This is a genomic window from Sphaerobacter sp., from assembly GCF_019683595.1.
Lineage (GTDB): Bacteria > Chloroflexota > Chloroflexia > Thermomicrobiales > Thermomicrobiaceae > Sphaerobacter.
Genome location: NZ_JADGHZ010000024.1, coordinates 1 through 24591, shown reverse-complemented (window position 1 = coordinate 24591; position 24591 = coordinate 1). Strand labels below are relative to the sequence as shown.

At 68.0% G+C, this 24591-nt stretch carries 19 protein-coding genes; 5 read left to right on the top strand and 14 right to left on the bottom strand.

Annotated features, from left to right (window positions below):
* Nucleotides 1-80: 80 nt before the first annotated feature.
* The 13 genes from IRZ30_RS04675 to IRZ30_RS04615 all read right to left on the bottom strand — a co-directional run bounded on the left by IRZ30_RS04675 (nt 81) and on the right by IRZ30_RS04615 (nt 15523).
* On the bottom strand, nt 81-800 hold the full coding sequence (locus IRZ30_RS04675) for a cysteine hydrolase (RefSeq protein ID WP_294083453.1): 720 nt from the start codon (nt 798-800) through the stop codon (nt 81-83).
* A gap of 49 nt (nt 801-849) precedes the next feature.
* Nucleotides 850-2217 carry a penicillin-binding protein activator gene (locus IRZ30_RS04670; protein ID WP_294083464.1) on the bottom strand — a complete coding sequence of 456 codons (1368 nt, stop codon included), beginning with the start codon at nt 2215-2217 and terminating at the stop codon, nt 850-852.
* Nucleotides 2218-2315: 98 nt separating this feature from the next.
* Nucleotides 2316-3482: an ABC transporter substrate-binding protein gene (locus tag IRZ30_RS04665; protein WP_294083450.1), complete on the bottom strand. Its 1167-nt coding sequence runs from the start codon at nt 3480-3482 to the stop codon at nt 2316-2318.
* 100 nt (nt 3483-3582) lie between these two features.
* On the bottom strand, nt 3583-4779 hold the full coding sequence (locus IRZ30_RS04660) for an ABC transporter substrate-binding protein (protein ID WP_294083447.1): 1197 nt from the start codon (nt 4777-4779) through the stop codon (nt 3583-3585).
* 118 nt (nt 4780-4897) lie between these two features.
* A complete protein-coding gene (locus IRZ30_RS04655; RefSeq protein WP_294083445.1) occupies nt 4898-5731 on the bottom strand; it encodes an ABC transporter permease in 834 nt (277 codons plus the stop codon).
* A gap of 1 nt (nt 5732) precedes the next feature.
* Complete coding sequence (locus IRZ30_RS04650) at nt 5733-6554, bottom strand: ABC transporter ATP-binding protein (RefSeq protein WP_294083444.1); 822 nt, start codon at nt 6552-6554, stop codon at nt 5733-5735.
* Between the two features lie 306 nt (nt 6555-6860).
* Nucleotides 6861-7580, bottom strand: coding sequence for an ABC transporter ATP-binding protein (locus IRZ30_RS04645; RefSeq protein ID WP_294083443.1), 720 nt, complete (start codon nt 7578-7580; stop codon nt 6861-6863).
* Nucleotides 7573-8337, bottom strand: a complete 765-nt coding sequence (locus IRZ30_RS04640; protein ID WP_294083441.1) for an ABC transporter ATP-binding protein — start codon at nt 8335-8337, stop codon at nt 7573-7575. Before IRZ30_RS04640 ends, IRZ30_RS04645 begins: the two co-directional genes overlap by 8 nt.
* Nucleotides 8334-9386 (bottom strand): branched-chain amino acid ABC transporter permease, encoded by a 1053-nt coding sequence (locus IRZ30_RS04635; RefSeq protein WP_294083439.1) that lies wholly within the window; start codon nt 9384-9386, stop codon nt 8334-8336. Before IRZ30_RS04635 ends, IRZ30_RS04640 begins: the two co-directional genes overlap by 4 nt.
* A 21-nt stretch (nt 9387-9407) precedes the next feature.
* Nucleotides 9408-10265, bottom strand: coding sequence for a branched-chain amino acid ABC transporter permease (locus IRZ30_RS04630; RefSeq protein ID WP_294083436.1), 858 nt, complete (start codon nt 10263-10265; stop codon nt 9408-9410).
* Between the two features lie 24 nt (nt 10266-10289).
* Nucleotides 10290-11645, bottom strand: a complete 1356-nt coding sequence (locus IRZ30_RS04625) for an ABC transporter substrate-binding protein (RefSeq protein WP_294083434.1) — start codon at nt 11643-11645, stop codon at nt 10290-10292.
* 831 nt (nt 11646-12476) lie between these two features.
* Nucleotides 12477-12992 (bottom strand): putative immunity protein, encoded by a 516-nt coding sequence (locus IRZ30_RS04620; RefSeq protein WP_294083432.1) that lies wholly within the window; start codon nt 12990-12992, stop codon nt 12477-12479.
* A 110-nt stretch (nt 12993-13102) separates the two neighbouring features.
* Nucleotides 13103-15523, bottom strand: a complete 2421-nt coding sequence (locus tag IRZ30_RS04615; RefSeq protein ID WP_294083430.1) for a glycoside hydrolase family 31 protein — start codon at nt 15521-15523, stop codon at nt 13103-13105.
* A 273-nt stretch (nt 15524-15796) separates the two neighbouring features.
* On the opposite strand from IRZ30_RS04615, the gene IRZ30_RS04610 reads away from it, so the two are divergent.
* Both IRZ30_RS04610 and IRZ30_RS04605 read left to right on the top strand, forming a co-directional pair.
* Nucleotides 15797-16102: a hypothetical protein gene (locus IRZ30_RS04610; protein WP_294083427.1), complete on the top strand. Its 306-nt coding sequence runs from the start codon at nt 15797-15799 to the stop codon at nt 16100-16102.
* Between the two features lie 2 nt (nt 16103-16104).
* Nucleotides 16105-16863 (top strand): Mut7-C RNAse domain-containing protein, encoded by a 759-nt coding sequence (locus IRZ30_RS04605; RefSeq protein WP_294083425.1) that lies wholly within the window; start codon nt 16105-16107, stop codon nt 16861-16863.
* Between the two features lie 237 nt (nt 16864-17100).
* On the opposite strand, the gene IRZ30_RS04600 is transcribed toward IRZ30_RS04605, so the two are convergent.
* Nucleotides 17101-18519: an aspartate ammonia-lyase gene (locus tag IRZ30_RS04600; RefSeq protein WP_294083423.1), complete on the bottom strand. Its 1419-nt coding sequence runs from the start codon at nt 18517-18519 to the stop codon at nt 17101-17103.
* A gap of 277 nt (nt 18520-18796) precedes the next feature.
* Between IRZ30_RS04600 and IRZ30_RS04595 the strand changes: the two genes are divergently transcribed.
* The 3 genes from IRZ30_RS04595 (at nt 18797) to IRZ30_RS04585 (ending at nt 24450) form a co-directional block, all read left to right on the top strand.
* Nucleotides 18797-21058 carry an EAL domain-containing protein gene (locus IRZ30_RS04595; RefSeq protein WP_294083421.1) on the top strand — a complete coding sequence of 754 codons (2262 nt, stop codon included), beginning with the start codon at nt 18797-18799 and terminating at the stop codon, nt 21056-21058.
* 148 nt (nt 21059-21206) lie between these two features.
* Nucleotides 21207-23213 carry an ATP-binding protein gene (locus tag IRZ30_RS04590; protein WP_294083419.1) on the top strand — a complete coding sequence of 669 codons (2007 nt, stop codon included), beginning with the start codon at nt 21207-21209 and terminating at the stop codon, nt 23211-23213.
* Nucleotides 23214-23304: 91 nt separating this feature from the next.
* Nucleotides 23305-24450 carry a M20 family metallopeptidase gene (locus tag IRZ30_RS04585; protein ID WP_294083417.1) on the top strand — a complete coding sequence of 382 codons (1146 nt, stop codon included), beginning with the start codon at nt 23305-23307 and terminating at the stop codon, nt 24448-24450.
* Nucleotides 24451-24591: the final 141 nt, after the last annotated feature.

Below are 24591 nucleotides of genomic sequence, written 5' to 3'. Positions count from 1 at the left end.
CTGGCCCGCGTCCGCGGCACAGTCATCGCTCCGACATGGATTCCTTTGTGTCTACGGCCGAGTCCGATCCCGCCTCTCAGTCACCCCGCACGCGCACCGGCTGCGAGTGCCTGATCGACCGCCCGCGCGACATCGTGCGAGGTCGTGACCCAGCCGAAGAAGGTGCGGATATTGAAGAGGCTGGCCTCCTGGATCTCCGGCGGGCCGGCCTGATAGGTCGCATCCGTGACGACCACCGGCCAGTACTCGTGGAAGAACGCGTCGCGCACGGTTGACTCCACACAGACGTTGGTGGCCACGCCCATCACGACGACGTGCGTGATCCCGCGCGTCCGGAGCAGCGCATCCAGATTGGTCCCCGCGAAGCCGCTGTAGCGCGACTTGCGCACGACCAAGTCGCCCGGCTCCGGCTTCAGCGCGTCGACGATCTCTGCGTCCCAGTCGCCCCAGATGAGGAGCTTGCCGCGCAGCTCCGGCTGCGCCGCCATCAGGCACAGGGCGAGCTCCTTGTGCGGGTTGGGCGAGTGTGGGCCACCGGCGTTGGACAGGTCCGGTGTATAGCCCATCTGCAGGTAAATCACCGTCGACCCGGCACGACGCAGGGCCGACAGCGTCCGACTGGCCGCGGCGATGGTCTCGTCGGCGCGCGAGATGTCATGCCCGGCAATGTCCAGCATCCCGCCCTTCGAAAGAAAGGCGTTTTGCATGTCGACCACGATGGCCGCGGTGCGTTTCAGGTCGACCTCGATCGCCTCTGGCTCTGCCGGGATCGTCACCCGCAGACTCGTGTCCGGCTGCATGGTTCCCTCCTTCGCTGTACCGACGTCGGCCGCATACCCCGCACGCGATTCACCCGCCGATCATCCCGTTGCTGTCGATGCCCTCGATGACGTCGATGATGGTGTTGACGTACTCCCCGGAATCATCCAGCTCCACGCGGCGGACTTGCATGTCGAGGATCGGGAAGCGGTTCATGTCGAAGCGGAAGCGCCCGTGCGGTGAGTCGAACTCGACCTGCTCCATCGCGGCAGCGAGCTTCGCCTTGTCGCTCACATCGCCGTCGACGGCACGGATTGCTTCGTCGACGATCGCCGCCGCAACCCAGCCAATCTCGTTGAAGAAGCCCGGCGCGGCATCGTACTCCGTCTGGTAGGCATTGACGAAGGCCGCGTTCGCGTCATTCTCCAGGCTGGGCGTGTAGGGCAGGAAACTGACGAAGCCGAGGGCAGCATCACCCTGCGAGGGGAGGAAGGCCTCGTCCACCACGTCCCCGGCACCGGTCAGCGGCAGGTCGGACGTGAGACCCATCTCCCCGTACTGCACCACGAAGCGGATGGCGTCCCCGCCCGAGTAGAAGACCCACATCGCGTCGAGACTGGCCGGGTCCACTCTACCCAAGTACGGCGCAAAGTCGGTGGTGTCGAGCGGGGTGAAGGTCACGTCGGCGATGGTGCCCCCCAGCTCCTCGAAGCTGGACTTGAAGGCTTCGGCCACCTTCTGACCCCAGACATAGTCCGGGCACATGATCGCCATGGTGCGGTACCCGAGTGTCTCGTACAGGTACCGTGCGGAGGCGACGCCGAGCTGCGCGGGGGAATACGAAACCCGGAAGATGTTGGGCGCCGGGGGAGTGCCGCTTTCCTCCAGTGTGCCGGGGATCGGGTAGATCTGTGGGATGCCACTACTGACGACCAGATCGCGCACGGCGGTCCCGACGGCGCTGCTCAGCGGCCCGATCATGACGTCGACCTGATCGCGCTCGATCAGCTTGCGCGCTTTGGTGATACCGGTGGACGGATCGGCCTCGGAGTCTTCGCGGATGACGGTCACCGGTCGACCGGCGATCTCGTTGCCGATGCCCTTCAGGTAGACCATGACCCCGCGCTCGACATCCGCTGCGGGCTGGGCGTAGACGCCGGTGAACGGAAGCAGGATACCGAGCCGGATCGGCTCGCCCTCAGCCTGGGGCGTCGACTCACCCGTCCCGGCCGTCTCGGTCGTGGGCGCTGAGGTGGGCGTGGGATCGGCCGAAGCGAGTGCCGTTGTGGCTGTGGGCGACGTGTCCCCGCCTGACGCCGTCTCGCCCGCCTCGCCGCAGGCGGCGAGCAGTGGTCCGATGACAACCGAGCTCAGTCCGAGCGTGACGAGCTTCACGGTGCCACGGCGCGTCAGGCGGCGCTCAAGCGCCGAAGCGGGCTGATCCTCATGGCTGGGCATCCGCACACCATCCCTCCTCCGCGCATGCACGCGATCTGTGACCACCGCGCCACGGGCGACGGGAACCCCGTGACGAGCCCATTGGGCCGCGTCCGTGCTTAGAGCTGCTGCATTGCCTCCTCGATGTAGCTGAAGTCCACCAGTTGGTCCACCGGTACCGTCTGCTGGATCGCCCCGCGCGCAAGCCAAATCTCCTGCACCTGCTCCAAGGGCGCCGTGTCGAACCGTCCGTCCGCTCGCAGGCCGGGCCAGACCATCCGGTCGAACAGCGCATCATCCTGGACGGGCGTGTACAGCTTGAGGATCTCGATGACTCGCTTCCGCTGCTCCGGGTCCTGCAAGCCGTCGTTGTAGAACTGCAACCCCCGGAGGTAGGCGACCATCCAGCGCACCGCCAGGTCGCGATCCTCCGCGATGTGCGGCCCGAAGAAGATCCCGGCGATGGGGAAGTCGTCCCCGATCACGTCGACCAGGGAGTCGCCCCGGAGGAGTGGCGCGGCGACGCCGAGCTGATCGATGGCGATCGCGGCCGTCGGCTCGACCAGCTCCGCGGCATGGATCGCCTCGTTCTGGAGCGCAGCCGGCATGTCCGGGACGCGCATGACCACGATCTCGACGTCGTCAAGGGTCAGGCCGCCACTCTCCAGCACCCGTTTCGCCTCCAGGATGTCGATGCCCGAGTCGTTGGTGACGGCGAACTTCTTGCCCCGGAGATCGGCCACGGTGGTGATGGTCCCGTCGTCGTAGCGGTGCTTGGGCACGCCGATGGCGTGGAAGCCGAACCCGCGGCTCAGAGACCCCTTGGTGGCGACCGCGGGAACGCGGACCCCCTGTGCCACCGCGTTGAGCAGCGCGGCGGAGAAGGAGCCGCCGGAGATGTCCAACTGCTGCGTGCTCAGCAGCGGGATCGTCTCCCCCGCCGTGCGCGCAGCCGTGTCGAGCTCGATCTCGATGCCGACCTCCTGGAAGTAGCCCTGCTCCATGGCGATGAAGATGCCGGCGTCCGACACCGCGCCGATCGTCGTGACGCGGAGCGTGCGCGTCGCCTGCTGGACCGTCGGAGTCGCAACCGGCGTCGGAGTGGTCGCCGGGGCCGGGCTTGCGTCGCTACTCGAGGCCGCCTGGGTCGGCGTCGACGCCGGCGTCGGAGTCGATGCCGCGGCCTCCTGGGTCGAATCCTCACCGCCGCACGCCGCGAGCAGGCCCCCGGCAAGCGCGCCACCCCACAGGGCGAGAAACGAACGTCGAGTGAGTCGTCTGGGCATATCTCGCTCCTCCCCAATGGTCTACCCACCAGCAATGCCGCGCCGCATCGAGGCGCGCCGGACGCCGCCGGCGTGCGGGGCAGACAGCGGCTCCGTCACATCACAGCGAGTTCCGCGCGTCCTCGAGCAGGCTCAGATCTACTACGTCCTCGACCGGCAGCGCGGATTCAATCTCCCCTCGCTCGATCATGAACTGCTGGAGTTCATCGACGAACTCAGGGTTGAAGCCGCCGTCCTCGGGAATGCCTGGCCAGATCATCTCTTCGTACAGCGAGCGATCCTGGCCGGGCAGGTACTTGAGCGCGATGTCGATCACCTCGCTCTTGGTGGCCGGATCTACCAGCGCCTCGTTGTAGAAGCGCGCGGCCTTGAGGTGCGCGCGGAGGAAGCGAATGGCGAGGTCGCGGTCCTCCAGGAGCGCCGGCGACGCCAGCACCACACCGATCGGGACATCCTGGCCGAGCAGGTCGTGGATTCCATCTCCCTCGACCAGGGGCTCCCCGGCTCCCAGCCGCTTCGTCATCACCACGTACGGCTCGATCAAGAGCGCGGCATCGACGGCCCCGTTGGCGAGGGCGGTCGGCATATCGGGCGGGGTCATGCCGACCAGCTCGACGTCGTTGAGCGTCAATCCCGCGCTCTGGAGGATCCGGGCATTCTCCCAGGCAACCAGGCCCTCAACGTTGGTATTGGCGATGGTCCGCCCCCGCAGGTCGGCGATCGAGCGGATCTCGCCGCTGTCGTAGCGCGACTTTGCGGCGTAGACGCCGTGGAAGGTGAAGCCGCGGGTCAGGGCCGTGCGTGACGCCACCACCTTCATCTCGATGCCCTGGCGGATGGCGTTAAACAGTGCGGCGGAGAGCGCGCCGCCGGCCGCCAGGATCTCACCGGTCCCCAGGAACGGCACCATCTGGCCGAGCGTCTGGATCTCGGCGAGCTCGACCTCGAGCCCCTCCTCGTCAAAGTACCCCTTCTCCAGGGCGATGTACGGGGTGAGGGAGGCGATCTGTCGTGCCGTGGCGAACTTAAACGGCGTCTTGGCGCCCTGGCCGGTCACGACCGTCGGAGTCGGCGCCTCGGCTGCCGGAGACGCCGCCGGGGACGCGGCCGGGCCCGCTGCAGTCCCGCCGCTCGCGCTCGTCGGCGAGGGGGCGGTCGTCGGTGCCTGGGCCGACTGCTCGGTTGGCTCGGCTTCCCCACCGCCGCACGCCGCCAGGAGCGTCGTCAGCGGGGCGGCCGCGAGGAGCGCCGCACCCCGGACGAACGAGCGCCGCGTCAACTTCGAGTCTTGGGTCATGCTCCCCTCCTCACTAACCCTGCCGGGCACCATGCGGCTGGCCGGTTCCAGCCGCATCCGACACCACACTCCGGCACCGGTAGCCGTGGCGTGGGACGAAAGCTCCCGCCGGCGGCGATCAGTTCCGCGAGCCGGACTGCCAGGGCACGAGCCACCGGCGCAGGATGTCCACCACTTTGACGCTCACGAACCCGAGCACCGCGGTCACGAAGAGCACCGCGTAGAGCGACGACACCGAGAAGGTCTGCCAGGCGCTCCACAAGAGGTACCCCAGGCCGTCGCGCGCCCCGAGCATCTCGGCCAGCACCCCCAGGATGAGCCCGGTCCCAACGCCGAGCCGAAGACCCGCAAGCACCAGCGGCAGCGCCCCGGGGAGCGCCACGGTGCGGACGACGTCGAGTCGCCGCGCGCCGAAGGTCTTGGCGACGTCGAGATAGACGGGGTTGATGGCCAGCACGCCCTCCATGGAGTTGGTGACCGCGAGGTAGAAGACCCCGATGGCAACCATGGCCACTTTCGACCCCTCACCGAGGCCGAAGATGAGCAGCAGCAATGGGAAGAGGGCGCTCTTGGGCAGGGGATAGGTCGCGGCGATGATGGGGTCGAGCGCCAGCCGCAGCCAGCGCGAGAGTCCCATCGCCAGCCCGAGCAGCACGGCCGGTACCCCACCGATCAGGGTGCCGAGCGCGAGCCGCCCGAGCGTGATCTTGAGATGGTGCAGCAAGACGCCGGTCGTCACTGCGTCCCAGAACGCCTGGACGATCGAACTGGGAGCCGGATAGAACCGCTGGTCGATGTAGCCGGCTCGCGCGGTGATCTCCCAGACAGCGAGGAGCGCCAGAGGCGACAGGAGCTGGACGGCGACCTCGGTTTTGGCCCCTGCGCGCGGGCGGCGCAACGCCCGCCCGGCGGGAAGGGCTTCGCTCGGTACGCTCACACCTTGCTCAGACACGTCATTCCTCCCTCGGCCCCTGCTGGACTTCCTCCGCGATGAGCTGCCAGATCTCCTCGTAGAGTTCGCCGTAGCGCGGGTTCGCGCGCACGCCGACCACGTCGCGCGGGCGCGCGAAGGGAATGGAGATCAGGCGCTTCACGCGACCCGGCCGGTGGGTCATGACCAGCACCTCATCGCCCAGCGTGATCGCCTCGTCGATGCTGTGGGTGACAAAGATCACCGTCTTGTGCTGCTGCTCGGAGAGCGATGACACTTCCTGCTGCAGGATCGTGCGGGTCTGCTCGTCGAGCGCGGAGAAGGGCTCGTCCATGAGCAGCACGTCGGGATCGACCGCGAACGCCCGCGCGATACTGACGCGCTGTTTCATTCCACCGGAGAGCTGGTGCGGGTACGCACGCTCGAATCCCTCCAGCCCGACGCTCCGGATCCAGCGCTCGGCCTCGCGGAAGCGCTCCCGTCGTCCCACACCGCGGAGCGCCAGCCCGTAGGCGACGTTGTCCCGCACCGTCATCCAGGGGAAGACCGACTGCTCCTGAAAGACCATGGCGGCTGCCGGGTGTCCGTCGGCGTTGGGACGGATCCAGATCTGTCCCTCGTCCTGGCGCTCCAACCCGGCGAGGATGCGCAGGAGCGTCGTCTTGCCGCAGCCGCTCGGGCCAACGATGACGAGGAAGCGCCCGACCTCGATGTCAAAACTCACATTGTCGAGCGCCAGCAGTTCACGCTGCCCCTGGCGGAAGCGCTTGGACACGGCGTCCACGCGCAACGCGAACTGAGTACCGGTGGCGCCGGTCGAGGTCGTCCCTCCTGTACCGGCCAACGCCTCACCTCCGTCCCAGTCTGGACTCAAACGCCTGTCCAGCGAGGATCTGGCTGTTGACGAATGAGTTCGCTTTATCTGCCGGCGTAACAATCAGCAGTCTAACCGGGGAGATCAAGATTCGGCAACCCCCAGGTATCGTTAGCAGCTTACCGGCGCGGATTTCGGCGGAGCAGGAGACACAGGAATGAGCCGGGGCGGCACGATACACACCCGGGGCAGTTCGAGGGTGGAGAACGCTGCGGAACGGTCTACGGAGCTGGGGAAAACGAAGCGGGGGACGGAGGAGCGGGTCGCGGACGCGCCTCAGTCCCCCTGGATGCGGATGCCGAGGTAGGTGGCCTGTACGTCCTCGTTGGCCAGCAGGTCGGCGCTCGTGCCGTGCCAGATCACCCGGCCCTCTTCGATGATGTAGGCCACGTCAGCGACGGAGAGCGCCAGATCGAGGTTCTGCTCGGCCAGCAGGATCGACAGCCCGGCGGCGCGGAGGCGTTGCAGCACCTCGCCCACCCGGTCGACCATCACCGGCGCGAGCCCCTCCGACGGCTCATCGCACAGGAGCAGAAGCGGCTGCGTCATGAGCGAGCGCGCGAGGGTCAGCATCTGCTGCTCACCACCGCTGAGCAGCGTCCCGCGTACCCGGCCGCGCTCGCGCAGCACCGGGAAGAGGGAATAGATCTCATCGACGGTCCAGCGGAGTTTCGAGTCGGACCGCGGAGGCCGGGCGCCGATGAGCAGGTTCTCCTCGACCGTGAGCGAGGGAAAGATCCGGCGCCCCTGGGGCACGAGGGCCACGCCGCGCGCGGACACCTCGTAGGGCGCCAGGCCACGCAGCGACTCGCCGCGCAGCGTCACGCTGCCGGTGAGCTGGGGCAACAGGTTGAAGATGGCCCGCATCGTCGTCGTCTTGCCCGCACCGTTGCGGCCGAGCAGGGCGACGACCTGCCCCTCCTCCACCGTGAGCGAGAGCCCGTTGAGCACCGAGCCGTCGCCGTACCCGCCCGAGAGATCACGGAGCTCAAGCATCTTTCCTCCGCGTCCCGCCACTCAGGTATGCCTCCTGTGCGTACCGGTCCTGTCGTACCTCGTCCGGAGTGCCTTCGGTGAGCACCGCGCCGTGGTGGAGCACGGTGATGCGATCGGCGAAGGCGAAGACCACGCGCATACTGTGCTCGACGAGGATGACGGTCATGTCGCGCGGCAGCCGCTGAAGCCGCTCAAGGAACGCCGGAATCTCGTCGGCGGCGAGGCCTGCCGCCGGCTCATCGAGGAGCAGCAGGCGAGGCCGCATGGCGAAGCGCGCTGCCAGCTCCAGGCGGCGCTGGTAGCCGTGCGACAGGTGCTGGACGCGCTCGTGCGCGACATCCAGCAGATCCCACTCCTCCAGCACCGACATCGCCTGGCGCCGCGCCTCGTGGTCGCGGTCCACCGATCCGGCGAGACCGAAGAAGCGGTGCCGCCCCCGCAGCAGCGCGAGCATCACGTTCTCCAGCGCCGTCAGCTCCCGCAGCACAGCCGGCTGCTGGTTCGTCTTCATCAGCCCGACGTCGACGCGGCGATGGGCCGGCAGCCGGGTAACGTCGTGGCCGAAGATCAGCACTCGCCCGCGGGTCGGCGGGAGGAACCCGGCGATGACGTTCAAGAGCGTCGTCTTTCCGGCGCCGTTCGGCCCGATGATCGCGCGCCGCTCCCCCGGCTCGACCTTCAGCGGGATCCCATCCAGGATGGTGAGGCCACCGATGGTCTTGGTGATGTCCTCAAGCTGTAACGCCGGCGCCGTCATTGCTCCGACCTCTCCGCAATCGCTGTGGACCCGACAGCCTCCGCGGCGGGTTGCTCCGCAGGCGCGGCCGCGGGTCGGCCCTTCGCCCGGATGTCCCTGATCCGGTCAGGCAGGCGCGCGAGCCCCTCAGGGAGGAAGAGCACAGCCAGGATGAAGACCAGACCCAGGATGGTCTCCCAGCGCTGCGTGAAGCTGCTCACCTCGTACCGAAGCAGCAGGACCACCGTAGCTCCCAGGACCGGCCCCCAAAAGGTTCCGGCCCCGCCGAGGATGACCATCACCAGCGCCTCGCCCGCCGTGAGCCAGCTAAGCTGGCCGGGGCCGACGTACCCCTTGAAGTAGGCGAAGAGCCCACCGGCCAGGGCGCCGTAGCCCCCGGCAAGGATGTAGACGATGTACTTGGTCCACCAGGTCGGGTACCCCAGCCCCTCGACGATCCGCTCGTTCTCCCGGATTCCGACGAGCGTCAGTCCGAAGCTGGATCGCACGACCCACCACAGGGTGGCCACGGCGATGGCCACGACGAGGAGCACCACATAGTAGAAGTTCGTCCAACTCCCCACGACGCCGGACAGGAACGGGAGCTGCGGCCTGGGGACGCCGGGGAGGCCGTCATCGCCGCCCGTCATCCCGCGCCAGAGCCAGACGATCCCGAAGAGCACCTGCGTCAGCGAGAGCGTGAGGATGAGGAAGTAGGCGCCGCTCGTCCGGAGCACGAACGGGCCGGTGATGAGCGCGAGCGCGATTCCCGCGAGTACCGCGACGATGAGCGCCGGGATCGCCGAGAGGTGCGCGCGGATCGCCAGCAAGGCCACCGCGTACCCGCCCGTGCCGAAGAAGGCCGAGTGGCCCAGTGAGGGCAGTCCGGTGTACCCGACCAGCAAGTTGAGGGACATGACGAAGAGCGAGAAGATCACGATCTCGGTGAGGACGCTCAGGGGATAGTCGGGTAGCACAGCCGGGGCGACCAGGAGCGCGATCACGGCGACCGCGAGCAGCAGCAGGCGGCTCGAGCGCGCGCTGCGTACGTCCAGACCCTTGCGATGCATGCCGGTTCGCCCTGCCTCTCCCTAGACCGCGCGGCCGAACAGGCCCTGCGGCCGTACGATCAGCACCAGGGCGACGAGCACCCAGACGACGAAGAACGACGCCTCAGGCCAGAAGGTGCGCACCATGTTGTCGACCATGCCGACTACGCCGCTCGCCACGATCGCGCCGAGCACCGATCCCAGTCCTCCGAGCACGACCACGATCAGCGCCATCAGCAGCATCTGCGAGTCGATGCCCGGCGAGACGCCGGTCACCGGCGTGCCCAGCGCCCCGCCCAGGCCGCACAGGAGCGCGCCCAACGCGAAGACCACCGAGAAGATGCGGCGCCCGTTCACGCCGAGGCACTCGAGCATCTCCATGTCGTCCACGCCCGCGCGGACGTAGGCGCCCCAGCGCGTGCGCTCCAGCAGGTACCAGACGACGATCGCCAAGATCGCGCCGATCACGATCAACGCGAGACGATAGGTGGGGACGACGGAGCCGAAAATGCGGGTCGAGCCGCGCAGCGCCTCCGGAGCACGCACCCGCAACGGGTCGCCGCCCCAGATCCAGCGCGTGACATCGGCCACGATGTACGCGACCCCCAGCGTCAGGGAGACCTGCATCAACTCCTTGCCGAGCAGCCGGTCCAGGAAGCCACGCTCGATCACGACCCCGATCACCAGGGCCACGAGCGCCCCGGCCGGGAGCGCCAGCCAGAAGTTGTCGGTCCGGTTCGCCACGCTCCAGGCGACGTAGCCACCGACGAGGTAGAGGGCGCCGGTGGCCAGGTTGACGAACCGCATCAACCCGAACACCACCGACAGCCCGACCGAGATCAGAAAGAGCAGGCTCGCGTATGACAGGCCGATGACTACGCTTGCCGCGTTGATCGGCATGCTACCCTCCCCTGCAGCCTGCCACTAGAACGACAGGTCATCGACATTCCCAATCGCATCGATCACGACGTTCCCGTAGCTGCCGTCAGGAAGCTTCTCGACGCGCCGCACCAGCACCGTGATCACCGGTCCTTGGGACTCGGGGTGGAACCGGAACTCGCCGGTCGGCCCGGTGAAGTGAACCCCCTTCAGCGCCTCGAGGAACGCCTGCTTATCCTCCACATTCCCATCCGTGGCGTTCAAGGCCTCGGCGATGACCCGGGCAGCCAGGTAGCCCTGGTAGGCAAACTGGTTCGCCTGGGCGTTGTAGGTCGACTGGAACGCCTCGACGAAGGCCTTGTTCTCCGGCGAATCGTACAGTGGGCTGTAGTGCAGGGTGCTGACAACGTCGAGGGCAGCGTCGCCCTGCTGGTTGAGAATATTCTCATCCACGGTGTCACCGGCGCCGATGAGCGGGAACTGGTCCTTGAGCCCGAACTCCGTGTACTGCAACACAAAGCGTACCGCATCGCCGCCGGAATAGAAAGCCCAGACGGCGTCGGCGTCCATCTGCTGGATGCGCTGCAGGTACGGGCCGTAGTCCTGCGTGTCCATCGGCGCGTAGACCTCGCCGACGATCTCACCGCCTGCCTGCTGGAACCGCTGGCTGAAGGCACCCGCCTTGTCGTGGCCGGCCGAGTAGTCGAGCGCCGTGACGACGACTCGCTTGTAACCAAGGGTGTTGTAGGCATAGTCACCGAAGGGCGCCTCGTACTGCCCGTTGGCGAAGGAGACGCGGAAGATGTATGGGCTCCGCATGTTGGGGTCACGCGTCAGCCCCGGCAACCCGGCGTTGCCGATGATCCACGGAACCTGCGCCTCGACAATGTAGTCGCGGACGGCGGCCGCCTCATTGCTCAGCGTCACCCCGGCGATGAGGTGCACCTGGTCGCGCTCGACGAGCTGCCGCGCTTTGGCGAGTGCCTGATCCGGATCACCCGCCGAGTCCTCGACGATGAGCTCGATCGGGCGCCCCCCGGCCTGGTTCTGGATCTCCGAGAGGTAGAGCTTCATCCCGTCGACCATGTTCTGCCCGAGGGTGGAGTAGACGCCCGAGATGGTGCCAATGACCCCGACCCGGACAGGTTCTCCGGAGGACGAGGACGCCGACGGGGTGCCGGCAGTCGGGCTGGCAGCGGCGGTCGGGCTGGCCGCGGCCGTCGTGGGCGTCTGCGCAGCGGCAGCCTGGGTCGGCGTCTCAGCGGCTGCGGCGGGCGTCTCCTCCGACTCGCCGCCACCGCAGGCGGCAAGCAGACCACCCAGCACGGTCGTCCCGAGACCGAGCAACATCGACCGGCGACTGAGCCTGTGGTTCATGAGTGGCTGCGACTCGTGCTGCATCTCGTACTGCCCCTCCTCACCATAAACCGTGCACAGCCATCCTTCGGCCGGGATGCGTCCTCTTCGGGCGCATTGGCCAGGGACCGACCGGCCCCCGCCGTCCCGCCGGACGCACCCGGCCGTCCGATTCCACCAGTAAGCGCGGGGCCTCCCATCTCCGCCCGGCAGTTGACCGGGCGAAACGGCACCCGCCAGGACTTGTGTCGCGCTAACCGCCCTCGGACAAGATCATGTGTGGCACCGTCGCGCGGCCATTGCCGGACCGTCCCATGCACACGCGTACTGCCACCGGCCGTGCAGGTATGGAAGCGCACCGGAGCACCGCGCTATCCGTCCGGGCTGGCACCTGCGCGCAATTCCCGATGCGGCGGACGATACCGGATGCTGCTCTGCCACCGCTGTGGATTCGCACAACTGCGCCGAAGACTGGGTCGGTCAGCACCCTCGACCGGCCCCCGATTTGCCGCACGATCAGGCGTGGTCATTCCCGTCCAACGTTGTCAGACGCTGCATGGATATCGCTCTCTCCACTGTAGCAAAGGCTGTTACGGGCGTCAACGCCAAGGGATTCGCAGGACGGCGCTCCGTCCATTGCGCGACGTGCGCCTCGGCGGTGGGCCGAGGTGACCCGTGAGGAACGAACCTCGTCTACCTCCCCGGAGACCGCTTCACGACACCCGTCATCCTGAGCGAAGCGAAGGATCTCACGCTGGAGCGGCCGCCCCACCCGCTAGATCCGTTGGCGTGGACCGAGTCCCGCGTACCATAACAACGGGTGATGCGCCCGGGTTGGATTCAACGGATTGTCGCATGGGCAGGCGCGTCGCCCAGTCAGCAGTCGAACACGCCCCAGCAGAGGTGATTCCGGAGCCGCTGATCGTCGAGCACCAGTTCGCGGATCGGCTCCGGGAGCTGGTCCCGCTGCCACTGGCACTCCAGACGCCCGGCCTGCACGGCCTGTCCTTCCGGTGCGACGGCGCGCACGGCCTTAATCGCGTAGGCAGCCGCGCCGAGCGCGTGCGCGGCGACGTGGGCGACCGCCGCCGCCTGCCCGGCCGCAAACGCCGCAAACCGCGGTGCACCACTCAGGTGCCTGGCCGCGGCGTTCGCATGACCGGCTGCCGCACGCGACTGGGACATTCGAATCTCGCCGCGCGCCCAGGCGCGGACCTGCTCGATCGCGTGGCGCGGTCGCGGATCCTCCGGCTGCACGGCCTCGAAGAGGGGTAGGACGTGCTCCGCACACAGCGCCGCCCAGAGGGCGAGGAGCTGGTGATCCGCATCGGTGAGAGTTCCACCGCGGCGAATCGTGACCAAACGCGGGTCGCGAACTTTCGGCAGGATCATCTCCGCCCCCTTTCCGGACGGCCGGAAAGTATGCCCACGACCCGCGCCCTGCGTCCACGTCGCGCCCGGCGGACTTGGCGCACTAGTCCCCGTTCGGCTGTCCGACGCCGTCAGCGGCGGACTTCGATCGTCCGCGCCTCGGCGCTCGCATCGAGGGCTATGGTCACGACGCCGTCGTCGAAGGTCGTCTCGGCCGGCTCCCCTTCGACCAGCACCTGCGACGGCGCAGTCTCCAGCCCGCGCAACTCGACCATGACGCGGGTGCGCTCCGGCACGAAGTTGCCCGCACGCGCGCCGATCTCGACCGTGATTCCGGCATCGTCCGAGCGGCAGGTAACGCGCGTGCGGGCGTACTCTCCGTCCAGGTAGGCATAGCCGTCCCCGGCGTCCTCGTACAGCTCCAGCGCGCCCCTCCCGCCGGCGGGATAGATCAGCAAGGTCAGCGGGTCGGCGGGCCGCTCGCCGACGTAGTTCATGGCGGGCCAGAGCGGCACCGGCGCGTCGCCCCGCACGAAGACCGCCGGCTCCCCCAGAGGCGCGTGGATCAGCACGTCGGCCGGTCCCTCGTAGCGCTCGCCCCGCCACAGGTGGAACCAGGAGCCGGCGGGCAGGTAGACGTGGCGGTAGGATTGGCCATGGCGTGTGATCGGGGCCACGAGGATCCGGTCACCCAGCAGGAACTCATCGTCAGCGGCGTACGTCGCCTCGTCCTCCGGATACTCGAACAGCAGCGGGCGCAGGATGGGTGCGCCGGTGCGATGGCACTCTTCGAACAGCGTGTACAGGTAGGGGAGCAGCCGCTGGCGGAGCTTGAGCATGTTCCGAATGATCGACTCGTACGGCTCGCCGAACGCCCACGGCTCCTGACGAGCCGTTCCCTTCTCGCTGTGATTGCGGCAATACGGCTGGAAGATGCCGAACTCCGTCCAACGTGCCAGCAGCTCGCCCGTCGCGTCGCCGGAGAAGCCACCGATATCGACCCCGGCCCAGGCCATACCGGATAGCCCCATGTTCTGGAGCTGCGGCATCGCCATCCAAAGGTGTTCCCACCAGGCCGAGTTGTCGCCGGTCCACTGCAGGGCGAAGCGCTGCAACCCGGCGTACCCGGCGCGGGAGATGACGAAGGGGCGGCGGTCCGGCCGCAGCCGCTCCATTCCTTCGCGCGCCGCCTGGGCCATGTAGTTGGCGTACAGGTTGTGCACCTGCGCGTGCAGCCGCGCCTGCCCACCACCGGGATGCACCGTGTCGTCCGGCAGGGTCCCGCGCGACGGGATGAAGACCGTCGGCTCGTTCATGTCGCACCAGATGCCGGCCACGCCCCGGTCCAGGAGTGCCGCGTGCTGCTCGCCCCACCAGGCACGGACATTCGGATCGCTGAAGTCGGGGAAGGCGCACAGGCCAGGCCAGACCACGTTGCGGTACTCCTCACCCGTCGGGGTCAGGCAGAAGTAGCCCGCATCGCGACCGGAGGTGTAGACCGGGTACGCCTCATCGACGCGCACGCCCGGGTCGACGATCGTTACCACCCGGAAGCCCTGCTCGCCGAGGCGCGCGATGAAGCCGTCCGGGTCGGGGAATCGCTCGGGGCTCCAGGTGAAAACGCGGAACCCGTCCATGTAGTCGATGTCAAGGTAGATCGCGTCGCACGGGATATCGCGCTCGCGGAAGGCGCGCGCGACCTCCTCGATGTCCTCCGCCGTCTCGTAGTTCCAGGAACTCTGGTGGTAGCCGAGCCCCCAGAGCGGCGGCATCGGGATGCGGCCGGTCAGGTCGGTATAGCGCTCCAGCACATCCCGCGGCGAGGGCCCGCTGAAGACGTAGTAGACCAGATCGCCCCCGATCGCGCTGAAGCACAGCCGCGATGGATCGAGCCGGGCGAGGTCGAACTCGCTCCGGCAGGGGTTGTCGAAGAAGAGCCCCCATGCCCTGCCCTCGCGGAGTGCCACGAGGAACGGAATCGAGGTGTAGAGAGCATTCATGGCCGCGTTGTGGCCGACGGGCGGGTCGACGTTCCAGAAGACCTGATGCGACGAGGTCTTCTCCAGCCCGCCGGTGCGTTCGCCGCAGCCGAAATAGCGCTCTCCGGGGATGCGCCGCTTGTAGAGGTAGACCGGCCGGCCCAGCGCGGCAGGGACGCCCCCCGCCGGAGCCGGCCCGGCGGCGCCCATCCCCAACTCGGGATCGTCCTCCAGGAAGGGTCGCCCGGAACCGTCGCGGAAGCCGATCCGGAGCGGATCGAGGTCGATCACCACCGCGGCGGCACCGGTCTCTAGACGCAGTGAGCCCGACTCTTCCGCGATGGTCACCTCTCCCGCCGCCCAGTCGTGCCGGGCGATGGCGGCGTCCGGGTAGACCACCGGCCGGCTATCGGGGAACATCCCGACCCGAAACAGGTCCGGTGACAGCACCGTTACCTCGACCGTCGTGGTGCCGGCCCGCAGGCGAACACTGGTGGGTCCCTGCTCAACCACCTCGGCTGCGCCCACCGCCTCGTACCCATCCGGGATCTGGACCGCTGCGACATCTTGCATCACGGCCGCATCCTCCTGGTCCGAAAACATCCTCAATGCATCCAGATCGCAGCTCTACCCCGCGCGAAGGTCGCACGAGTCGTTCCGCGAGCGCGGCAGGTCTTGCCGCGCTCGTGCTTCTCCCGCAGCGCATCGTGCGCGTTCGCACCCTATCCTGACAAGACCCAACCGGTGTGGGTGTGTTGCGCGGTGGGCCAGCGCGCGACGTGGTACCATCGCGTCGCCGCCACCAGCGATCACGTGCCGGCTCCCTCAGCGAAACGGAGGTCAACCATGCACGGCGCGCAGGTGCAGATCACCGTCGGCACGCTCATGCTCGATCTGGTCGCCTCGGCGTTTCTCGGACTGGGGTTGATCGTCGCGGCATCGCCGCTTGCGCTCTACTGGTGGATCCATGGGGACTACGACCGCTACATCTGGATCATCTCCGGTCCCGCCCCGTTCTCCCACTTCGGCGGCGGCCCGTTCCAGGCGGCAATGGGTATCGGCCTGCTCGCGCTGGGGGCGCTACTCTTGGGTATCGGGATCGCGCTCAAGTGGCTCGTCGTGCGACGTCAGGACGCGGAGATCGTGCTCTAGACATGGATCACGTCACGGTCCGCTTCTACGCGGAACTGAACGATTTCCTGCCCCGCAACCGGCGTCAAGTGCCCACCACCTACCCGCTGGCACGGCGCACCTCGATCAAGGATCTGATCGAATCGCTCGGGGTACCACACACCGAGGTCGATCTGCTCCTCGCCAACGGGGAATCGGTCGGCTTCGATTATGTCGTGCAGCCCGGGGATTTCATCAGCGTCTACCCGGTCTTCGAGTCGCTCGACATCAGCCCGCTCGTGCGCGTCCGGCCGAGCCCGCTGCGCGAGCCGCGCTTCGTCCTCGACACCCACCTCGGCAAACTGGCGGGGTACCTCCGGCTCCTCGGCTTCGATACTCTCTACCGCAACGACTACGACGACGCCACACTGGCGCGCATCTCGGCCGACGAGCGGCGCATCCTTCTGACCCAGGACCGCGGGTTGCTGAAGCGCAGCGCGGTAACGCACGGCTACTACGTCCGCGCGGCCGCGCCGCTCGACCAGGTGCGCGAGGTGGTGCGGCGATTCGACCTCGCCGGGTTGATCCAACCCTTCAGCCGGTGCCTGCGCTGCAACGGCCTGCTGCATCCGGTACCGAAGGCCGCCGTGCTCGACCGCCTTCCGCCCCGCACCCGGCATGAATACGACCAGTTCTGGCGCTGCGAGCAGTGCGACCGCGTGTACTGGCAAGGCTCTCACTACGACCGCCTGCGCGCGCTGATCGCCGAACTGATGGAGCAGGTGCAAGGGGAGGCTACCTGAGCGAGGGAGAAGGTCCGCTTCTCCTACGTTAGGTACCCGCTACCCGGTCCGTGCCCGGCGGCTTTAGCCCCGGGCACGGGCTGCGGCGCGTGACCCTTCGGTCACCTATCCGATCCGGGCACACGCCGCGGCGCGAGATCCGTCCACCACCCATCCAGGGCACGGGCCACGGCGTGGGATCCTTCATGCCACCCAACCCCGGGCACGTGCTGGCGCGTACATCGGGACGCGGCCCGCCTACCCGGCGGAGCCGCCGCCCTTGATGCCGCCGCGGGTCAGCTCGGCCGGGTCGAGCAGCCGGTCGATCTCCTCGGGCGACAGGTCGGTCATCTCGGCGGCCACGTCCTTGATCCGGCGGTTCTCGGCGTAGGCCCGCTTGGCGATCTGCGCGGCCCGGTCGTAGCCGATGATCGGGTTCAGCGCGGTCACCAGGATCGGGTTCTTCTCGACCACGTCGTCGATCGCCTCCCGGTTGACGGTGAAACCGGCCACGGCCCGGTCGGCGAGCACCCGCGACGCGCTGGCAAGGATCTGGATCGACTGAAGCAGGTTGTAGGCAATCACGGGCAGCATCACGTTCAGCTCGAAGTTGCCCGCCTGGTCGCTGACGGTGATGGTGACGTCGTTGCCGATGACCTGGGCGCACACCATCATGACCGCCTCAGGGATCACCGGGTTGACCTTCCCCGGCATGATCGAGGAGCCGGGTTGCAGCGCCGGGAGGGCGATCTCAGCCAAGCCGCCCTGCGGCCCGCTGTTCATCCAGCGCAGGTCATTGGCGATCTTCATCAGGGCCACGGCGTAGGTCTTGAGCTGGCCGCTCACCTCCGTGGCGGTGTTCTGCGTCGCCTGCGCGGCGAAGTGGTTGTCCGCCTCGCGGAAGGGCAGGCCGGTGAGCTCCGCGAGGACGGCGGCAACGCGACTGCCGAATTCCGGGTGCGCGTTGATGCCGGTCCCGACCGCCGTGCCGCCGAGGGCAAGCTGCGCCAGGCGGGGCAGCGTGGCCTCGATGCGCTCACGCGCCAGCCGCACCTGCGCCGCCCAGCCGCCGATCTCCTGGCCCAGGCGCACCGGCATGGCGTCCATCAAGTGGGTGCGCCCCATCTTCACCACGTCGTCGGTCTCGGCGGCGCGGCGCTCAAGCATCTCCTGGAGGTGCGCCATCGCCGGCAGGAGTTGTTCGGCGATCTCGAGGTAGGCGGACACGTGGATGGCCGACGGGATGACGTCGTTACTGCTCTGCCCCATGTTGACGTCGTCGTTCGGGTGCACCGGCCGGCCGCCACCCGCAATCTGGGCTGCGCGAGTCGCGATCACCTCGTTGGCGTTCATGTTGGTCGACGTGCCCGAGCCGGTCTGGAAAATGTCGAGTGGGAACTCGCCGTCCCAGCGCCCGTCAGCCACTTCCTGCGCGGCCTCCGCGATCAGCCGCGCCTTCTCCTCGCTGAGCAGCCCGAGTTCGGCGTTGGTGCGAGCGGCCGCGAGCTTGATCAGGCCGAGGGCACGGATGAACGCGCGGGGAAAGCGCAGCCCGCTGATCGGGAAGTTTTCGACGGCGCGGGCGGTGGAGGCGCCGTAGAGCGCGTCGGCGGGCACCTGCATCTCGCCCATGCTGTCGCGCTCGATCCGATATCGCATCTCGTCGGATACAGTCATCCTCGTCTCCTCCGTGTGGTCCTCTCGCGGTCCCGAGTCGGCTATCGCCGTCCCAACGCAGGATACACCAGCCACCGCCGCCCCGCTGCCTCCGGTGCGGAGCAAGACAATCGTCCTGTTTCCCTTCGGGATCGTCATACCGTCACGTGCGACCTTTCGCTCATGGTACGAGATCGGCAGATTGCATACGATCGTGGCGCGGGTGGCCCGGTACGGCCGTGGCTCTCAACCGATCGGTGCGAAGCAAGGGCAGGTGGACCGACCGGAGGAGACCCTGGTGTCTAGTGCCATATACCATCCGCACCAGGCATACGAGGATGACGGAGGACTCCCCCGCCGCGTGGTCGGGCGCATCGGAGCTGCATTCTTCGCCCTGGCCGGCGTGGTCACGCTTTTCACGTTGCTGCTGCCGCCCGCCAGGCCGCACCACGTCCTTGGAGTCGCGCTCGTCGCCCTCGCGGCCATCGCCATCGGCATCACCAACTGGTTCCTTCCCTGGGACGCCTGGAGCCGTCGGGCGGCGCTCTGGTTTGTCCCTGTCGCGTTTACGCTGATCGCTCTCCACAATTACTTCGCCCGCGACGAGCCCGCTCGGTTCGGGCTCTTCTTTATCGTCAGCTTCACCTGGATTGGGCTCGCGTGCCCGCGGTGGACCTCGCTTCCATTCGTCCCGCTGATGGTCGTCGCCTACATCACCCCCCTGGTCGTTACCGGCACCTCCTTCTCCACCGCGTTGAGCGCTACCGTGTTCACAGCGCCGGTCTGCGTGCTGGTCGCCGAGGCGATCGCCTGGGTGGGAGAACGCCTCCGGGTCGCGCAGCGCTCACTCCGTGAGAGCGAGGTCCGCTTCCGGTCGCTGGTGCAAAACGCGTCCGACCTCGTCGCCGTCGTCGGCCCGGACGGGACCGCACGCTACGTGAGCCCTGCCATCCAGCACGTGCTGGGTTACCGCCCGGAGGACGTGATCGGGACGTCCGTCTTCGATCGCATTCACCCGGACGACCTCTCTCACGCCCGCGCGCAACTGTCGGAGCTGATCCATGGGGGTGGCACCATGCCGCCGACCCAATTCCGCTATCGCCGGCCGGACGGATCGTGGATCTTTGTCGAGGCCACCGCCACCAACCTGCTTGACAACCCGGCCGTCCGCGGCATCGTCATCAACGCGCGCGACATCAGCGAGCGGAAGCGGTTCGAGGAGGAATTGGTCTACCAGGCGTACCACGACGCGCTGACCGGCTTGCCGAACCGCGCCTTCCTCCAGAGGCGCCTCGCCGACTCCCTGGCCCAGGCCACGCGCGAGCGTACCAAGGTCGCGCTCCTTTTCATCGATCTCGACAACTTCAAGCTCATCAATGACAGCCTGGGTCACGAGGCCGGGGATCAGGTTCTGAGCGAATTCGGAAAGCGCCTCCTCGGCGGTATCCGGTGCGGCGACGTGGCGGCCCGTTTCGGCGGCGATGAGTTCATCGTGCTGATGCATGGCACCTCAGGCACTGACGCCGCGCTCGCGGCAGCCGACCGGCTCGCCGCGGTCCTTGCCGAGCCATACGTGGTGGACGGCCACGAGCTGGTCATCACCAACTCGATCGGTGTCGCGCTGGGTGGCGACCCTGACGATCGGCCCGAGGACTTGATCCGCAATGCCGACGCGGCGATGCACCGGGCCAAACTGCTGGGTAAAGCGCGGCGCGTCGTCTTTGATCCCGCCATGTACGACCAGGCCGTGGAGCGGCTCGCGCTGGAGCGCGACCTCCGTCGCGCGCTGGAGCACGGGGAATTCCGGCTCTACTACCAGCCGGTCCTCGACGTCCGCACCCGCCAACCGGTGGAAGTCGAGGCACTGCTGCGCTGGCACCATCCTGAGCGCGGTCCGGTCGCGCCAAGTGAGTTCATCCCGATCGCCGAGGAGACCGGACTCATCGTGCCGCTGGGACACTGGGTGCTGGCCGAGGCCTGCCGCCAGCTCGCCGCATGGCGCACGGAGTTTCCCGACTGCGCCCCGCGCGTGGTGAGCGTGAACCTCTCTGCCCGGCAGTTCCGCCACCCGTCGCTGGTCGCCGACATCGCCGAGATCCTTACCGACACGGGCCTGCCGCCGCAGTCGCTCAAGCTGGAGATCACCGAGAGCGTGATGATGGACGACACGGCGTCAACGCTCGACACCCTCTGCGCGCTCAAGCGGCTCGGTATCCAGTTGGCCGTCGACGACTTCGGCACCGGTTACTCCTCGCTCTCGTACCTCAAGCGCCTGCCCACCGACGCGATGAAGATCGACCGATCCTTTGCGCGGGGACTGGGCCAGAGCCGTGAGGATCAGGCCTTGGTGGAGGCGATGATCGCCGCTGCCAATGCCCTGCGACTTCAGGTGACGGTCGAGGGCGTTGAGACGGCGGAGCAACTGGATTTCCTCGAACGGATCGGCTGCGACCGGGTTCAGGGGTACCTCTTCGCGCCGCCAATGCCGGCCGATGCAGCCGCCCACTTCTTGCAGACCGCCCCCCGAGTGAGCGGCTCCTACCACCCCGTCTTGCCGTGATTCGCAGCTTCCGCGGCTTCCATTGTTGACCCAAACGCGGTATTATGCGGGTTACCGATGAGGATCGTGAAGCTGACCCCATCCCGTTTCGGGAGCGTCAGCATGACCACGACCTCGCCGCGAGGGGTAAAGACAGGGGAGGACGGTGGTGCCGGCGCGCGGTCGGGCTGATTGGCTCACGATTGCCTTCATCAGCGCGTCGCTCGCCCTGGCAACCGGGGTGGAGTTTATCCTCCCGCGTGGCTATCTCACGCCCTCCCTCTACGCCATACCGATGATGATTGTGGCGCGGCGTGGTTCCCCACGCTTGGTGATGCTCGTCGGGGCGGTCGCCGCGGCACTCTACCTCCCGTCTGCTCTGAGGCGAGAGGAGTCCATCGCGACGTTGGTCGTAGGCATCCTGGGGCTCCTGGCCATCGCCGTGCTGGCGATCGAGTTGGCCCGCCACCGCCTGGGCACCCTCCGGCGCGCCACGACGGCTGAGGAAGCCGACGCCGAATCGCGGCGCATCCTGGAGAGTATCAGCGACGGCTTCGTCGCCCTCGATGCGCAGGGCCGCTTCACCTATGTCAACCGGCGCGCGGAACAGCTCCTCAAAGTGCCACGCGAGGAGTTGCTGGGGAACACGCTGCAAGCGGCGTTGCCGGATGCCGACGACGCGTTCTTCGTGGAGATGATCCGCGAGGCGCTCAGTGATCAGGTCGCGCGGCAGTTCGAAGCGTACTGCGCCCGAGCCGACGTCTGGTTGGAGGTCCGGGTGTCCCCCAGCGACGGAGGCGTCACCGTCTACGTCCGCGACGTGACCGAGCGCCACCGTGCGGAGCGCGCCCGGGAAGAAGCCGCCGCGGCGCGAGCCGTTGCGGCGCGGCGGGTTGCGTTCCTGGCCGAAATGAGCCGCGAGCTGGCGGCGGTCGAGCCCAACTACCAGGCCATGCTCCAGCGCGTCGCCGATCTGGCGGCTCCGGAACTGGCGGATTGGTGCCTGATCTACCTCGCCGATCCGGTCGCGGGGTTCCGGCGCGTTGCCGTGGCCCACGCGGACCCGGCGGACGCGGAGCTGGCCGAGGCACTGCTGGCCGCCCCGATTCCAGCCAGAACCCAGGCGTTGCTGAACCAGCTCTTGGAGGGTCAGGGGCCGATGGTAGGATCGGCGGTCGACTGGGCGACCACGCGCCGTGACCTGACCCTGGAAGAGGACGTGCTCGGTCGCGCCTTCGACGTCTCCTCCTTCGTGGCCGTCCCCCTGGTCCCGCGCAACCGGATGCTGGGTGCGATCGTCTGGCTCCGCCGCGCGGGATCTCGACCCTACGAGCCCATCGACAGTGCCTTCCTGGAGGAGGTCGCCCGCCGCAGCGCCCTCAGCGTGGACAACGCACGGCTTTACCAGGAAGCGCGTGAGGCGATCAAGGCCCGAGATGAGTTCCTGTCGGTGGCGGCGCACGAACTGCGCACCCCCTTGACGAGTATCAAGGGGTACATCCAACTGCTGGATCGTCGCCTCACCGTCGAGCAGCCCGACATCGCCGCGCTGCGGGCGTCAATGGAGAAGTTGCGGCCGCAACTGGCGCGCTTTGAACGCATCGTCCGCGACCTCCTCGACATCTCGCGCATCGATCGCGGGAACCTGGCCCTCCAGCGCGAACCGTGCGACCTGGCAGCGCTCGCCCGCGAGGTGTTCGACGCCGTCGAGCACAGCGTCGACCACGATCCGGCGCAGCCGATGCGGCTGTCCGCCCCCGACAGCCTCATGGGCATCTGGGACGGAGCACGCATCACCCAGGTCCTGGCAAACCTGCTCTCGAACGCCCTCAAGTTTTCGGGCGGCCGCGGGGAAATCGTGATGGAGATCCGCCGCGAGGACGCGCATGCCGTGATTTGCGTGCGCGACCAGGGAGTGGGGATGACGAAGGAAGAGCAGTCGCGGGTCTTCGAGCCCTTCTTCCGCGCCGACAGCATCGTCGGGCACATTCCCGGCACCGGTCTGGGACTCCACATCACCAAGCGCATCGTCGAGCTGCATGGCGGGAGCATCACCGTCGAGAGCACGCCGCGCATCGGCAGCACGTTCACGGTGCGCCTCCCCCTGACACCACCTGACCCGATGTCCGTGGCCCCCCCGAGCGGCGCCACGGACACCGCACGCGATGGCGGGTGACTGCCTCGCACGCTCGACAGCGCCGTCGATCGGCTACACTACCGCCGGCCCCGCTGGGGGACCACGTCAACGGGGAAGGAAAGGACGCTCGATGGTAGACGAGCAATGGCTGCGTGCCGCCTCCGACACGGAGGAGGCCGTGACGCTGACCTCTCAGCTTGTCGCGATCCGCAGCTACCCGGGCGAGGAGGGCGCGGTCCAGCGCAAGGTTGCCGAGTGGCTGCGGGAGAACGGGCTGGAGCCCGAGTTGATGCCGACCGAGGGCGACCGGCCAAACGTCGTGGCACGGGTCGAGAACGGTGAAGGCCCCACGCTGCTGCTCAACGGGCACGTCGATACCGTTCTCGCCGCGGCCGGGTGGTCCAGCGACCCGTGGCAGGCGCGGCGCGATGGGGACCGGCTCTACGGGCTCGGTGCAGGCGACATGAAAGCCGGCGTCGCCGCCGCGATGCTCATCACCCGTGCCCTCGCCCAGCGGCGCGATCTCTGGCGGGGGACCGTGATCTTCAGCTCGGTCGTCGACGAGGAGGCGTATTCCATCGGCGCCCGCGCGCTGATCGACGCCGGGATCCGCGCTGATGCCTGCATCGTCACCGAGCCGTCGTGGGATCGTCCGACGTTGGGCGGAGTCGGCAAGGTACTCGTACGCGGCGACGTGATCGGCCGCGCCTCACACGGCTCAATGCCGGAGGAGGGCGTCAACGCCGCGGTCGAGGCGGCCCGGCTCGTCGCGCGCCTGGACGAGATGCCGCTCGGGCAGCACCCGCGGATGAAGTCCTCGCAATCGGTCCTCAGCTTCCACAGCGGCTCGGAGCAGTACGTCATCACCGTCCCGGAGCGAGCACGCTTCACCATCAACCGCCACATCGTGCCGGGCGAGACGAACGAGAGCGTGTTGGCGGAGATGCGCGCGCTGGCAGACTCGCTCGACTCCCCGGCGACCTTCGAGTTCGCCATCGACCCGCCCTACTACCCGCCCTGGGAGCAGCCGGTCGAGCACCCACTGGTGGAGCGATTCAGCCGCGCCTACGCGGCAGAACTAGGCAAGGAGCCGGAGTTCGGCTACTTCCCGGGCGTGTCGGACGCGAACTACTTCTCAGCGGACGCAGGGATCCCGACGATCCAGTTCGGCCCGCGCGGCGTGGGGCTGCACCAGCGCGACGAGTGGGTCGACATCCCCACCATCGGGGGCGCGATTCGGATCATCCTGCGCCTGGCACTCGACCTGCTCCAGTAATCGCGCGGAAGAACCAGCCGCATCGAGATCGTCGCTGCCCGTGCCGCTCCGGTCATCCCAGCCGGAGCGGCACGGGGCAATCCCCGGCAGCCCACCAACTCTGACCCGCCGGGGTCAGTCGCGGGCGCGGGCCGGGGTCGT

Coding starts and splice junctions, on each gene's coding strand:
- IRZ30_RS04600 (WP_294083423.1), bottom strand. CDS start 18,519: ATGACTGTATCCGACGAGATGCGATATCGGATCGAGCGCGACAGCATG.
- IRZ30_RS04610 (WP_294083427.1), top strand. CDS start 15,797: ATGCACGGCGCGCAGGTGCAGATCACCGTCGGCACGCTCATGCTCGAT.
- IRZ30_RS04605 (WP_294083425.1), top strand. CDS start 16,105: ATGGATCACGTCACGGTCCGCTTCTACGCGGAACTGAACGATTTCCTG.
- IRZ30_RS04665 (WP_294083450.1), bottom strand. CDS start 3,482: ATGCCCAGACGACTCACTCGACGTTCGTTTCTCGCCCTGTGGGGTGGC.
- IRZ30_RS04660 (WP_294083447.1), bottom strand. CDS start 4,779: ATGACCCAAGACTCGAAGTTGACGCGGCGCTCGTTCGTCCGGGGTGCG.
- IRZ30_RS04620 (WP_294083432.1), bottom strand. CDS start 12,992: ATGATCCTGCCGAAAGTTCGCGACCCGCGTTTGGTCACGATTCGCCGC.
- IRZ30_RS04615 (WP_294083430.1), bottom strand. CDS start 15,523: ATGCAAGATGTCGCAGCGGTCCAGATCCCGGATGGGTACGAGGCGGTG.
- IRZ30_RS04630 (WP_294083436.1), bottom strand. CDS start 10,265: ATGCCGATCAACGCGGCAAGCGTAGTCATCGGCCTGTCATACGCGAGC.
- IRZ30_RS04640 (WP_294083441.1), bottom strand. CDS start 8,337: ATGACGGCGCCGGCGTTACAGCTTGAGGACATCACCAAGACCATCGGT.
- IRZ30_RS04625 (WP_294083434.1), bottom strand. CDS start 11,645: ATGCAGCACGAGTCGCAGCCACTCATGAACCACAGGCTCAGTCGCCGG.
- IRZ30_RS04645 (WP_294083443.1), bottom strand. CDS start 7,580: ATGCTTGAGCTCCGTGATCTCTCGGGCGGGTACGGCGACGGCTCGGTG.
- IRZ30_RS04675 (WP_294083453.1), bottom strand. CDS start 800: ATGCAGCCGGACACGAGTCTGCGGGTGACGATCCCGGCAGAGCCAGAG.
- IRZ30_RS04670 (WP_294083464.1), bottom strand. CDS start 2,217: ATGCCCAGCCATGAGGATCAGCCCGCTTCGGCGCTTGAGCGCCGCCTG.
- IRZ30_RS04585 (WP_294083417.1), top strand. CDS start 23,305: ATGGTAGACGAGCAATGGCTGCGTGCCGCCTCCGACACGGAGGAGGCC.
- IRZ30_RS04635 (WP_294083439.1), bottom strand. CDS start 9,386: ATGCATCGCAAGGGTCTGGACGTACGCAGCGCGCGCTCGAGCCGCCTG.